Below are 13,379 nucleotides of genomic sequence, written 5' to 3'. Positions count from 1 at the left end.
TAGATCAATGGGACAAATAAACCGTCAGTGTCTGCCCTGGCTTGAGGGCCTGACCGCTGCGCGGATTCCAGCGCTTGAGGTGCTGCATTTCGACGTTGAAGCGCTTGGCGACGAGGTACATCGAATCGCCTTTCTGGATCTTGTACTGCATCGACTTCTTGCCGGCGTCTTCGCCCCTGGCGCTGCTGTCAGCCTTGGCCACGGCGCGTGAGCTGGCTTTCGCCGGTTTGCTGTTGTCCTGCATGACCAGCGTCTGGCCGACCTTGAGGTTCTGGCCCGACAGCTTGTTCCAGTGCTGTAAATCCTTGACGTCGACCTTGTTGATGCGCGCGATCTGCACCAGGTTGTCGCCCTTCTTCACCCTGTAGCTGCGGGTGCGCGCCGGCTTTTCGTCCACCTCGGCGACTTCTTCGAACACCGGCATCGCGTACTGCATGCCGGGCTGCACCGGAATCGTCAGCGCCTGGCCGCGTTTCACCTGATTGCCGGACAGCTTGTTGATGTCCTTGAGGGTGCTGGTCGACACCTTGTAGCGGCTGGCGATGCTGGCCAGGCTGTCGCCCGGACGCACGCGGTATTGCTGCCAGTCGACCAGCTCTTCAGGCTTCATGTTGGACAGGTTGGTGGTCAGCAACTGGGATTTCGACGTCGGCACCAGCAGGTGTTGGGGGCCGTCGATGGTCAGACGCTTCTTGAAGGCGGGGTTGAGCTGCACCAGCTCGTCTTCGTCGATGTTCGCCATGGCGGCGACTTTCGACAGGTCCATGCGCTGATTCAGCTCGACGACCTGGAAGTACGGCTTATTGTCGATCGGGCTGAGGTTGACGCCGTATGCATCTGGCGACATGACCACCTGGGACAGTGCCAGCAGCTTCGGCACGTAGTCGCGGGTTTCCTGGGGCAGCGGCAGGTTCCAGTAGTCGGTGGGCAGGTTGAGCTTGTCGTTGCGTTCGATGGCGCGGCTGACCGTGCCTTCGCCAGCGTTGTAAGCCGCCAGTGCCAGCAGCCAGTCGCCGTTGAACATGTCGTGCAGCTTGGTCAGGTAGTCCAGCGCTGCCGTGGTGGACGCAGTGATGTCGCGGCGGCCGTCGTAGAAATTGGTCTGACGCAGGTTGAAGTAGCGACCGGTGGACGGAATGAACTGCCAGATCCCCGCCGCATCGCTGCGCGACAAGGCCATCGGGTTGTACGCGCTCTCGATCACCGGCAGCAACGCCAGCTCAAGGGGCATGTTGCGTTCTTCCAGACGCTCGACGATGTAGTGCATGTAAAGACTGCCGCGGTTACCGGCGGTTTCGAGAAACGAAGGGTTGTTCGCGTACCAGAGACGCTGCTGATCGATCCGCGGATTCTGGTCGTTGCCGTCTTGCAACTGGAAACCTTGACGCATGCGCTCCCACACATCATGGGGCGGTGCGAGGGGGACAGGTTTGCGCGCGATATAAACAGGTTTTGGCTTAGTGCTGGCGACGGGATGGGCGGCACTGGAACCGTTCCCGGATTCGAGGCCGCCGGTGCTCTGGCAGCCTGCCAGTGTCGCGCTCGCGACCACTGCGATTGCCTGGGCCAACCGAGTCAATGTGTCGGAATTGAAGGTTTTGCGTATAGATGACGACATTGGCTGGGGGATAGTTCCAGGCGAAAATGTCGGGCGATTCTAGAAAGTGACTGGTGAACGGTCAACCTTTCAGAATTTCCGTGCTGATTCGCAGCCTGTTTAGAACTTATCTTTCCATGCCCGCAGCACGGCAAAGACCTCTGTGGCCGTCGCGTTATGGGTTCCGCTCCGTTCGTCTGCTTTTTGTTTCACGGAGATGACGGCGGCTCGCAGAAACGGATTGGTCTTGCGCTCCAGTGCCAGCGTCGACGGCACACTGATACGATTTTGCGCACGCCATCGCGTCACTTCTTCAAAACGCTTCAGCACGTCGGCGTTGTCCGGTTCAACCGCCACGGCGAAGCGCAAATTGCTCAAGGTGTACTCGTGGGCGCAGTACACGAGGGTGCTGTCGGGCAGCTCGGCGAGTCGGCTCAGGGAATGATGCATCTGCTGCGGGGTGCCTTCGAACAAGCGGCCGCAACCGGCGGCGAACAGTGTGTCGCCGCAGAACAGCAGCGGCTGTTGTGCGTCGGCATGGTAAAAGGCGATGTGGCCCAGGGTGTGGCCGGGGACCGCATGGACGCTGAATGTCAGGCCGAGTACGGTGAGCTGATCGTTGTCGGACAGGGCCACGTCCCGCGCCGGAATCTTCTCATTGGCCGGGCCGTAGACCTTGGCGTCGGTGAGTGTTTTCAGTTGCGCGACGCCGCCGGTGTGGTCGGCGTGGTGATGGGTAATGAGAATGTCGGTCAGGCGCCAGTCCGGATTGCGCTCAAGCCAGGCGATGACGGGGGCGGCATCACCCGGGTCAACCACGGCGCAGCGTTTGACGGCATTGTCTTGTAACAACCAGATGTAGTTATCGCTGAAAGCGGGCAGGGCATCGACCTGTATCATGGCGCGGTTCGCTTGGCTGGAAACATAGAGAAGCATCTTAGGGTCTGAACAGACTCGAGGCGAGTCTCTATCGCAATGACCCTCTCATGGAGACCGGAAATGACCGATGAAGCGTTCGCCCAGGCCGATCCCGAGTGGCTTGAGCTGATCAGCGCCGCCCGCGACTGGCTGTCCGGGCCCCTGGGGCAGTTGTTGCTGGAAGAAGAAAGCCGTGTGCTGGAGCAAGAGCTTGAGCGTTTTTTTGGCGGTTATCTGGTGCATTACGGCCCGTCGGCGCAAACGCCGCCGGCGGCGAAGCAAGTGCAGCGCAACGTGCGACTGGGCGCGCCGTTGCCGGGCGTCGAGATTGTCTGCGAAGAGCAGGCCTGGCCTTTGAGCGAGCACGCCGCGGATGTGGTGGTCATGCAGCACGGTCTGGATTTCTGTCTGTCGCCCCACGGCCTGTTGCGCGAAGCCGCCAGCAGCGTGCGTCCCGGCGGGCATCTGGTGATCGTCGGGATCAACCCCTGGAGCACCTGGGGCATCCGCCATTTCTTCGCCAATGATGCCTTGCGCAGGGCGCGCTGCATCTCGCCATCGCGGGTCGGCGACTGGCTTAACCTGCTGGGCTTCGCGCTGGAGAAACGCCGCTTCGGGTGCTATCGTCCGCCGCTCGCTTCGCCCAAGTGGCAGGCTCGTCTGGCCGGACTCGAACGTCTCGGCGATGGCTGGCAAAGTCCCGGCGGCGGCTTCTATCTATTGATCGCGCGCAAGATGAGTGTAGGGCTGCGGCCCGTGCGCATGCCGCGCCGCGAGCCCATGGGCAAACTGCTGCCTCTGCCTATGGCCAAGGTCAATCGGCGCACGCCCGAGCCTTGATTCACCGGCTGACGCCACGCTTTCTCAATTTCTGGAAACATCGTAATGAGCGATACCGTAGAACTCTTCACCGATGGCGCCTGCAAGGGCAACCCGGGCCCCGGCGGCTGGGGCGCGTTGCTGGTGTGCAAAGGCGTCGAAAAAGAACTCTGGGGCGGTGAAGCCAACACCACCAACAACCGCATGGAGCTGCTGGGCGCCATTCGCGGTCTCGAAGAACTGAAGCGGCCGTGCGAAGTGATCCTGGTGACCGACTCGCAGTACGTGATGAAAGGCATCACCGAGTGGATGGTCAACTGGAAGAAGCGCGGCTGGAAGACAGCGGCGAAGGAACCGGTTAAAAACGCCGATCTGTGGAAGCAGCTGGACGAGCAGGTCGGCCGGCACAATGTGAGCTGGAAGTGGGTGCGCGGCCACATTGGCCATCCGGGTAACGAGCGCGCTGACCAGTTGGCGAACCGCGGCGTGGATGAAGTGCGCGGTATCAAGCACGCTTGATCAAGACACAGTCTTGGTGACGCTGATGATGACGAGTGTAGGAGCCGGCTTGCTGGCGAATCCATGCGTTCGCCAGCAAGCCGGCTCCTACAGAAACAGCGTGCGCCCGTCGCCAGAAGGCGATAGCTGCGCGCGCACATCCCAAAACCGCCATGCTAATATCCGCGCCTGAAGCTGAGGCGGTAGGCAATGACTGTACAAAACATCATCACTGAACGAAGGGTTGTCCTCGATACCGAGACCACCGGTATGCCCGTCACCGACGGCCACCGGGTCATCGAAATCGGCTGCGTCGAGCTGATTGGCCGGCGTCTGACCGGGCGGCATTTCCACGTTTACCTGCAACCGGACCGGGAGAGTGACGAGGGCGCCATTGGCGTTCACGGCATCACCGACCAGTTCCTGATCGGTAAACCGCGTTTCGCTGAAGTCGCCGACGAGTTCTTCGAGTTCGTCAAAGGCGCGCAGCTGATCATCCACAACGCGGCGTTCGACGTCGGCTTTCTCAACAACGAATTCGCCCTGATCGGCCAGCACGATCGCGCCAATCTCAGCAGTTACTGCACGATCCTCGACACCCTGGCCATGGCCCGCGAGCGTCATCCGGGCCAGCGCAACAGCCTTGATGCGCTGTGCAAACGCTACGACGTCGACAACTCCGGCCGTGAGCTTCACGGCGCATTGCTCGACTCCGAGATTCTCGCGGAAGTCTATCTGGCGATGACCGGTGGCCAGACGACCCTGTCGCTGGCCGGCAACAACGACGGAGAGGGCGGTGCCGATCGCCCATCGGAGATCCGCCGCATCGCCAACCGCACGCCGGGACGCATCATCGTCGCCAGCGAGGCCGAACTGGCGGAGCACGAAGCGCGGCTGGCCGTGATTGCCAAATCCGCCGGTGCCCCGGCCCTGTGGACCCAGTTGCTCGAAGCGCAGGTTCAGGCCCGGGCGGAAGCCTGAAGGCGGCAGCGGCCTTCATAGAAGGTGATGTCGATCCCGGTAATCGTGCAGGAGGCACATGGTGAACACGTCCAGCCCGACTTTCAGCATTCGTGTCGCTGACGAATGCTTCGAGGATTACATCCTCAACAGCGAGTTCACCTTCACCGTCACCGGCTATGCCCGGGTGCAGATCGGCGAGCCCGTGGCGCAGTGGCACGTCGATGCCGTCGAGCCTTACCTGAAAAACTACGGCATCGATTCCGAAGAGTTCTGCAATTATCGGGACGCCGCCGACGGCACGGTGCTGGTGGCCTGGCTCGATGAGCAGCCGGTCGGGCATGTGGTGGTCAGCGAGCACTGGAACGGTTTCGCTCACATCGACGAACTGGCGGTCGATACCGGGGCGCGACGCAATGGCGTGGCACAAAAGCTGCTGGACGTGGCGCAGTTCTGGAGCCGCAAGCGCGGGCTGCCGGGCATCACCCTGGAAACCCAGAACAACAATCTGGAGGCGTGCCGGTTATATGAGCGCTACGGGTTTGTGGTCGGCGGGGTCGATCATCTGCGCTATCGGGCGATAGAACCGTTGACGCAGGAGGCGGCGATTTTCTGGTATCTGTTGTTCGACGCGCCGGGCGTCGATTGAAGCGGCAAGCCCCTCTGACCTGGCTCGTGGCCGCAGGATGTGAGCGGCCTGAGTGGAAAGAGGCGGGCTTGCAGCGGTGTTTCAATGCTCTCGTATGAGCTTGACCTTGCCCTGGATCAACTCGAATTCCTCTCCGCCCAGGTGTTTGACGCGGTCGCCAATGGCCAGGCGATAAGTGGAAACGGGCTCCTTTCCATCAGCCTCGTCAGGCTGTGATTCACGGAATTCATGCACCGAGTAAACGCGTCCCTCCGCATCCCTCGCATGAAATTGCCCAACTAGAACTGAAGCCATTTGCTTTGTAACCTCTGGAAATAACTGCTCGTTTTCGCTCGCATCCTAACACCGCGAGTGAATAAACCGTGTCCGCTTGTAAGGTAATTCCCAAATTTCTCCGGGGACCTTATTCGCCTAAGGCAGTCAGACCGCCGTTTCCGGGGGGAGTTTTCGGCGATCGGAAAAATAGTCGCGACCGACGGTAGCACGGCCCGCCCAAAGCAGGGGCCGATAACCCACGGGCCAGCATCGAACGCTTCGATGATTAGCAACGGAAAAACAACACAGAATTGCACTCATGTTTCATCTATAACTGTTGTCTCCTCCCACAGCAGAAGGTCCGTTTCATGAGCCAGGTTCATTCGATTGCAGTCATCGTCGGCAGCTTGAGGAAAGACTCCATCAACCGCAAAGTGGCCCACGCACTGGCTGAGCTGGCGCCGTCCAGCCTGAAGCTGAGTATCGTCGAAATCGGCGACCTGCCGTTGTACAACGAAGACATCGACGCGGATTCGCCGCCTGCCGCTTACACCGCCTTCCGTCAGGCCCTGCAGGGCGCATACGGGTTTCTGTTCGTCACCCCCGAATACAACCGTTCAGTGCCGGGCGCGCTGAAAAACGCCATCGACGTTGGCTCGCGGCCCTACGGCAAAAGCGCATGGGGCAGCGCCAAACCGGCGGCCGTGGTCAGTGCGTCGCCCGGGGCGATCGGTGGTTTTGGCGCCAACCAGCATTTGCGCCAGTGCTTCGTGTTCCTCGACGTGCTGTGCATGCAGCAACCGGAAGCCTACCTGGGCAACGCCGGGACCTTCTTTGACGAACACGGCAAGCTGAGCGAGAAAACCCGCCCGTTCCTGCAGAACATCATCGATGCATTCGCCGGCCACGTTGCGCGCACCTTGAAAGCCTGATCATCTGTACCGTCTTTCGGTGAAAGGGCCTGCGCGCGACGCCGCGTGCCGGCCCCTCGCACCCACCGCGCAAGGTCGTCGCGCCTTCGTCAGTCAATCCTGAATTTCCTTGCCCGTGTACAGCGTTATGTACCGCAATCGCGGTGGATTTCTTCCCTACGCTCCCAGCCTTTCCTGCCCATGCCCGGCCAATGCCGGCCGTGGGCGCTTGTGCTCAAGGAGCTGTCATGTCCACCGTTACCACCACGTACTTCAACAGCGCGTCATTGCGACGGCGCTTCCTCGAAGAACTCGATCGCGCCGTCACTGCCGATCTTCTCGTGTCATCCGAACAGACTTGGCTGAAACGCGCAGCAGGCGCGCCGGCAACCGATGATGCCGATCCGGTCCGAGTGGATCGGCTGCTGCTCAATGACGGCCTGCCCAACTCGCTGGAGCTCAGCGCGGCGTTGATGTTCAGCCATGGCCAGACCGCCGATCCGCGTGTGTTTCTGTTTACCCTGGCGTCCGGTGTTGAAGCGTTCGAGGATCGCGCACAGCTTTTGGCAACGCTGCTCAGGCGATTTGCCAACGATGATCCATTGGCCTCGTTCGAATACGAAAAAATCGACGGCGATGCTTTCCAGGCGCAAATGGAGGCCATCGTTGAGTACCAGGCCCATTCAGTCAGGCAGTTCACCGACCAGTTGAAGCTGATCCCGGACGTGATCGGCGCGGTCAATTCGTCCCTGGCCCTGCAGCTGCGCCGGCTGTTGCCGGATCAGCGGATGGATCCGGCGACGCACCTCATGCGCCTGGTGCAGCCAGCTTCCAGTGCCGAAGAAGAACTCGTGTTCAGGACCCAGACGCTGGTTCAAACGGCGTATGAAGCCATGTGCCGTGCCGAGCTGGACCCCGGCGTGACGATGCAGTACCTGGATGCGCAGGGGCGAGTGGCGAGCGACAGCGATGCGGTGTTATTCGCTCAGGCGATACGCGAGACGATTCCTGCGGTGCCTGCTCGATTCGCCCAGTTGCTGAGCGATTATTGGGGGCAGCGACACGCAGCGGGTTCGTGCCGTGACATGGCCATGCAAATCTACGCCACGAGCTTGTGCCATGAGCTCTACCGTTATGGCCACGAGGCGAATCTCACTCGGCGGGAGCAAGCGTTGTTGCGGCCGTTGCTCGTGGCCGGGCCGCGCTTTACCGCATCAGACGCCGAGTTCCACTGCAGTCGTCTCGCGCTGCATGTGCCGGGCGCCCCTGCAAAGCCGCTGGCCGGCACCCTGGTCTTCGATGTCAGCCCGGCAGCGTTGCCGTTGCTGTGGTTTACGCCGGAGCACGGCCTGCGCCGATTTGCCAATCTGACGGCGCTGAGTGCCTTTTGCTCAACCCCGGAAGGACGCGAGATGCTCCGCCCGACACTGGCGCTGGCCGATCAGGCCCTTTTGCTGCGCGAAGACGCCTTGTCCCTTTCGATGCAACGCATCAGCGGGCCCCTGCTCGGCGAACGGATTGATTCCATCCTTGCGCTGCAGGCGCGCAATCTGCAGTTCGTCACGGGGTTGTCGACCGAGTCGGAAAGGGTCTCGGCGATGTACGACGACGCGCTGGACGTGCGCCAACTGATCGACCCTCGTCAACTGCACTTCAGCGCCGGACGCTGGCGCCGCGAGCAGCCGATGGACTTCGCCGCCGTCTGGTGTAGCAGCGCCAACGATGACTTGGTGGTGGCCGTCACGGAGCCAGACAGCATTGGCAGTCAACTGTCAGCGTCCGACCCTTCCCAGCCGATCGAGCTGCAGCCGACGCCGCCTTCCTGGCTGGAGCGAACCCAAGTGTTCGATGCCAATGCGGCGCATCTTCGTGAGCTGGACAACGTCCTTGCCGGCTACGCCGAGCAGGCGCTGCAACGTTATCTGTGCGTGGCGTCGGCCCGGGGATTGCGCGCGAGCGAGGTGCGGGTGCGCTGGCTGGAGTCGCTGCCGCTGGGCTCCTCCGATGTCGAACCAGACTCCGTCGCCATCAGTGAGACCTTGAGTGCCACGTCGATGGATCTGGTGGCGCTGTTGCTGGAACGCGTCAGCGGACACCGTTGCGATCCGCTCGAATCGTCGGCGCAGGTGCTGCTCACCGCCCAGGCCGCGGGGGCACACCTGGATATCGAGCTCATCCGCTTCATGCTCAAGCGCGTGGCGGCGGATTTCATCGAACGTTATCTCGACCACTTCAGGCGCTTGCGCACGGGCCTTGCGCGTCTGGGCGACAGGCAGCTGCAACCGGTTGCCATGGCGCTGGTCCTTAGGGAAGACACGTTGCGGCTCGATCTGGCACTGCGCCAGCGAATGGAGCAGGTGACGAGCGCGTCGGCGAGCATGGTCATGCAAGTGCTGAACGCGCCGGTCCGCGCGCAGAGGACCGAGCCGGGGGCGCCGACCACTGAAGTGTTTGCGGTGTCGCTGGTCTACGGCCCACAGCCGGGGGCCACCCTCAGCGACTCAATGGCCCTCTGGCAACCCCTGGCCCTCGATGCGGGCGTGATGTTCTGGAGCAGCCAGCTGGGCTGGGAGTATTTCGTCTCCAAGCAGGCATTGAGCGACAAAATAGGCAGTCGCTTGCGTGGCGCTCATAGCGAGCGTTGGCTGGCGCTTTTGGGCGAACGCGACCGTGTGCTGCTGCGCAACCACCTGCAAGCGCACCCTGCGGGTCCGATTCGCATTCATTTCAGTCATCGCGCCGGCCACGCGATCGAGGCGTTGCAGCAAAGCGTGTTTGACCGACAGTCACAGAACCTCCAGCAGATGTGCGCCCGCGCCCGGCGTTGTCGCTTTGAAGCCGGGCTGTTCACGCGCCTTGCCCGGGCCACCGAGCTGGACACGCAATTGATCGAGATGCTCGATGCGCTGTCGGTGCGGATCGACAACACGCTGTTTCAAGAGCTGCTGCCGGACTGGCTGAAGGCGGCATCGCCCAACGACCTTCGAGCGTATAACGCGATATGGCGTCGTTTCTTTCTGGCCAGCGACGGCGAGGAGGACTTTCTCTTCGACATCCCGACGCTCTCGGATTACGCACGCGACCGGCTGCTCGAACAGATGCGCAAGGATTTTCCCGAGCATGTCCTGCACCCCGACGAGATCACCGTCACCCAGCGCCGCTACGTTGCGGCGCCCACCGGCGTTGGCCAGATCCCGTCAGGGATTCCGGCCGCCACCCTCGTGCACAGTGAGACGCTGACCGATTACGCGATCAATCGCTTTTCCGACGTCCCGGACGGTGTATTGAGCATCAATGACGCCGGCGACCCAGAGGCAGCCCGCCTGATCACGCCCGATTACCTGCGCAGCACGGTGCGAAAGCTGGACGTCGGCACAGGATTCAGGACGCTGCTGCGTCAGACGTTGAACCCCGCGGATGCCAAATGGGTGAGGCGCAACAAGCTGTTTATCGACCAGCTGCCACCGATGATGCAGGCGGTGGCGATGCAGCAGAAGCTTGAAGGACAGCTGAGCGCCGAAGCCTACGCGTTCATCTCGCGTGTGGTTGAGATGCCTGACGGGATCGCCCGTGAACCGGTCAACGGGGTGCGCGTCATTATCAGTGCGTTGCGGCTGGTCGCCGACGCAGGCATGACGCCCGACATCCTCAAGGGCATTTATCTGATCTGCGCCGAGGCGGGCGCCAGCGGTCCGGTTATCCTGCACGCCGTGTTCCACCGCGATTTTGTCTTCCGCGAGTACGCCAGCCTGTCGGCGCTGGAGGCCGATATCCGCAGTGATGCGAGCCTGCAAGCGTTGTTGCTGCAGCGAGTGGACCCGGAAGTTCGCAAGCGGTATGAACACGGCGGCTTCATTGAGCCTCACCTGCCGTTCTTTGCGCAGGGGTTCGGGGATGTGCCGACACATACACCGGGTCCGGTCACGGTGTCACTGGCTGAGGAAAACGGCAACTCGCTGCAGTTCATGTTCACCGACACCATGAGCCTGCTGGTGGACATCGGTGAGTCCGACACGGTCACGAATCAGGAGGCCGATCACGCGTCACGCCAGTTTCTGGCGTCCCTTGGCCTTGAGCAGGTACTGAGTGTGATGCCCGGCAAGCTTGGCACGATGATCGCGCTGTGGCAGAGCCATACATTGTTTCGTGCGTCAGCCGCGTCGGCCTCCGGGCGTCACTGGGGGGAAGCCCTCTCTGAATTTTCTGCCGCCCTGGGCGTCATGATGACGGCCCGGGACCAGGCTGAAAAAGACGAGTTGATCAGCGCCGATCTGGTGGAGGGCGAGGAGGTGCCTGCGCCGGTGTTCTTCTGGGGAGGCGCCACGCTCACAGGCGAGCAGCTGACCCGTCTGCATGCGCTGGAGGCCCGGAACGTCTCGCTCAAGGACTTGCGCCGGGACGACCTGCTGAGTCTGTTCATGAACACGGAAAACGGCAGGGCGTATGCGGCTGTTTCCGGGCGGGTCTATGAAGTGCGCCGTCAGGCCGAGAGTGGCCGCTGGATGATTATCGGCCCCGACCGATCGCCCGGCCCGAGCCTGAAGCTGGACGACAGGCAGCGCTGGCAGCTGGATATCGAGTCCGGTCTGAAGGGCGGCGGCGGGGCCATGACCAAACTGCGGAGCCACGCTGCCGATGTCAGTGCTGACGACGTGCTGCTTATCGAGGCCAGCGGCATGGCCGACATACGCACCTTCTATCGGGAGCGCGCCCAGCGTATCGGTGAAGCCCATCTGCAGGCCAAAAGGTACCTCGAAAATGCGCTGGACAACCTCAACGTGCATGCCCCCGGCACGCCGCTGGACCCGAGGGTTACGCAGATCATTGGCGACTTTTTCGGGGTCAGTGAGTCCGGTCAAGAGCTGCTGGTCGACACCGAACGCGCGGTCAAGGCGCTGTTTGATGAAGTGATGGATGCGTCGCTGTCACCCTATTCTTCGCCACGCTTTGTGGTGGGCACTAACCGCCCGGGGCGGGAGGGCACCATGGGCTTCGTCATCAAGCGAGACCCGAAAAAGCGCGTGTTTCTGACCGACCGGTATTTTGATGCGCCGCCGTTTCCACTGAAGCCTGAGGCGGCGAACGAAGGGTTCGATTGCCCGGCCCATTACCGGGCGGCCACCTTGATCCATGAACTTTCGCATCTGGTGCTCGATACCCACGACATCGCCTACCTGGAAAGCACGGCGCCGTATCCTGACCTGCTGCTGGAAAACAATGCCAACAACATCAAGCTGAGGGGAGACATTGAACGCATGCAATCGTCTGGGTTGTCGCATTTGAGCGTGAAGAAGGACCTGTTTCTGCAATTGACGGACGGGGAGTGGCGCGATTTCGATGAGGAGGAGAGTTTCGAACACGACGCGATCCTGAAGCTCACCAAGTGCAAGACCCTGGACGATGCCCGTGATGCGTTTATGAGCGATGCCCAGAAACGCAGCCGGGTTATTCTGGCCAACGCCGATTCGGTGACCCTGCTGGTGCTGCGGCTGGGGCGCCGAAGCTTTGTCGTGCCGAGCCCTTCGCCGGGCGGCCGCTGAGTGACAGGCGCCGAGCGTTCAGGCTCGGCGTCTGCTCCTTGATGGGCAGGCGCCGGTATTGGCGAGCCGGCACGTCCCTTACAGCGAGTAGTGGCGCAGCTCGCGGGCGATCAAAAGGCGCTGGATTTCGCTGGAGCCTTCGTAGATCTGGGTGATCCGCGCGTCTCGGTAGTATCGTTCCACCGGGTAATCTTCCAGATAGCCGTAGCCGCCGTGAATCTGCACCGCCTTGGAACAGACCCATTCGGCCATTTCCGAGGCGAACAGCTTGGCCTGGGACGCTTCCGACAGACAGGGTTTGCCCGCCGTTCTCAAGCGCGCGGCGTGCAGGACCAGCAGCCGTGAGGCGTTGATGCGGGTGTGCATGTCGGCCAGCAGATTGGCGACGCTCTGGTGCTCGATGATCGGCTTGTCGAACTGCACCCGCTCACGGGCGTAGCCCAGTGCCGCCTCGAATGCCGCACGGGCGATGCCCAGGGCCTGGGCGGCAATGCCGATGCGTCCGCCTTCCAGGTTTGAAAGGGCAATGGACAGTCCCTTGCCGCGTTCACCCAAGAGGTTTTCCGCCGGAATCCGGCAATCGCTCAGGGTCACGGCGCAGGTGTCGGATGCACGGATACCCATCTTGTGTTCCATGCGGTCGACGCGGTAGCCGGGGTTGTCGGTGGGCACCAGAAACGCTGACAGGCCGCGCTTGCCCAGCTCCGGGTCGGTCACCGCGAAGACGATCGCCAGCTGTGCGCGCTTGCCGTTGCTGACGAACTGCTTGGCGCCGTTGAGCACCCACTCGCCGTCTTTCAATTCGGCACGGGTGCGCAGGTTGTGGGCTTCGGAGCCGGCCTGGGGTTCGGTCAGGCAGAAGCAGCCGATGGCCTGGCCGCTGGCGAGTTTTTCCAGCCATTGTTGTTTCTGGGCGCCGCTGCCGTAATTGAGCACCGGCCCGCAGCCCACCGAGCTGTGCACGCTCATGAGCGTACCGGTGGCGCCGTCGGCGGCAGAGATTTCTTCGACGGCCAGCGCATAGGCGACGTAGTCGATATAGCTGCCGCCCCATTCCTCGGGGACGATCATGCCGAGCAGGCCCAATTCGCCCATCTTTGCCACGAGCGCGTCGTCGATCCAGCCGGCCTTTTCCCAGGCCTGGGCATGGGGCGCGATTTCATTGCGCGCGAAGTCCCGCGCCATGTCGCGGATCATCACTTGTTCTTCGGTCAATTCAAGATCTTGCATAG

10 protein-coding genes and 1 pseudogene are annotated in these 13,379 nt (G+C 62.0%); 6 read left to right on the top strand and 5 right to left on the bottom strand.

Going from position 1 to position 13,379, the window contains the following annotated elements; translation table 11 throughout:
* Window positions 1-4 precede the first annotated feature (4 nt).
* From M1E04_RS17685 to gloB, 3 genes and pseudogenes are all read right to left on the bottom strand, one after another.
* The gene (locus tag M1E04_RS17685) at window positions 5-1,441 is read right to left on the bottom strand and encodes a LysM peptidoglycan-binding domain-containing protein (protein WP_456293213.1); all 1,437 of its coding nucleotides are present in this window, start codon (window positions 1,439-1,441) and stop codon (window positions 5-7) included.
* Window positions 1,442-1,509: 68 nt separating this feature from the next.
* Window positions 1,510-1,618, bottom strand: a pseudogene (locus M1E04_RS17680) (lytic transglycosylase domain-containing protein); the annotation flags it as partial.
* Between the two features lie 99 nt (window positions 1,619-1,717).
* Window positions 1,718-2,497: a hydroxyacylglutathione hydrolase gene (gene gloB / locus M1E04_RS17675; RefSeq protein WP_192134673.1), complete on the bottom strand. Its 780-nt coding sequence runs from the start codon at window positions 2,495-2,497 to the stop codon at window positions 1,718-1,720.
* Between the two features lie 99 nt (window positions 2,498-2,596).
* On the opposite strand from gloB, the gene M1E04_RS17670 reads away from it, so the two are divergent.
* The 4 genes from M1E04_RS17670 to M1E04_RS17655 all read left to right on the top strand — a co-directional run bounded on the left by M1E04_RS17670 (window position 2,597) and on the right by M1E04_RS17655 (window position 5,441).
* On the top strand, window positions 2,597-3,355 hold the full coding sequence (locus M1E04_RS17670) for a class I SAM-dependent methyltransferase (protein ID WP_065986459.1): 759 nt from the start codon (window positions 2,597-2,599) through the stop codon (window positions 3,353-3,355).
* Window positions 3,356-3,400: 45 nt separating this feature from the next.
* Window positions 3,401-3,853, top strand: a complete 453-nt coding sequence (gene rnhA, locus M1E04_RS17665) for a ribonuclease HI (protein ID WP_192134675.1) — start codon at window positions 3,401-3,403, stop codon at window positions 3,851-3,853.
* Between the two features lie 207 nt (window positions 3,854-4,060).
* Window positions 4,061-4,813, top strand: a complete 753-nt coding sequence (gene dnaQ, locus M1E04_RS17660) for a DNA polymerase III subunit epsilon (RefSeq protein WP_456293212.1) — start codon at window positions 4,061-4,063, stop codon at window positions 4,811-4,813.
* Between the two features lie 58 nt (window positions 4,814-4,871).
* Window positions 4,872-5,441 carry a GNAT family N-acetyltransferase gene (locus M1E04_RS17655; protein WP_065986465.1) on the top strand — a complete coding sequence of 190 codons (570 nt, stop codon included), beginning with the start codon at window positions 4,872-4,874 and terminating at the stop codon, window positions 5,439-5,441.
* An 81-nt stretch (window positions 5,442-5,522) separates the two neighbouring features.
* Here the strand turns inward: M1E04_RS17655 and M1E04_RS17650 are convergent, their stop codons facing one another.
* Entirely contained in the window at window positions 5,523-5,735 is a 213-nt protein-coding gene (locus M1E04_RS17650) for a hypothetical protein (protein WP_083232993.1), read from the bottom strand.
* Window positions 5,736-6,064: 329 nt separating this feature from the next.
* Between M1E04_RS17650 and M1E04_RS17645 the strand changes: the two genes are divergently transcribed.
* Entirely contained in the window at window positions 6,065-6,628 is a 564-nt protein-coding gene (locus M1E04_RS17645) for an NADPH-dependent FMN reductase (RefSeq protein ID WP_456291801.1), read from the top strand.
* Window positions 6,629-6,855: 227 nt separating this feature from the next.
* A complete protein-coding gene (locus M1E04_RS17640) occupies window positions 6,856-12,147 on the top strand; it encodes a dermonecrotic toxin domain-containing protein (RefSeq protein ID WP_456291800.1) in 5,292 nt (1,763 codons plus the stop codon).
* Window positions 12,148-12,225: 78 nt separating this feature from the next.
* Here M1E04_RS17640 and M1E04_RS17635 read toward each other — a convergent pair whose 3' ends face one another.
* Window positions 12,226-13,377, bottom strand: coding sequence for an acyl-CoA dehydrogenase family protein (locus M1E04_RS17635; protein WP_065986472.1), 1,152 nt, complete (start codon window positions 13,375-13,377; stop codon window positions 12,226-12,228).
* Window positions 13,378-13,379 lie beyond the last annotated feature (2 nt).

Source organism: Pseudomonas sp. AK106 (assembly GCF_053903055.1).
Note: the sequence above shows the minus strand (reverse complement) of the source record. Positions and strands in the feature narration are given on the sequence as shown.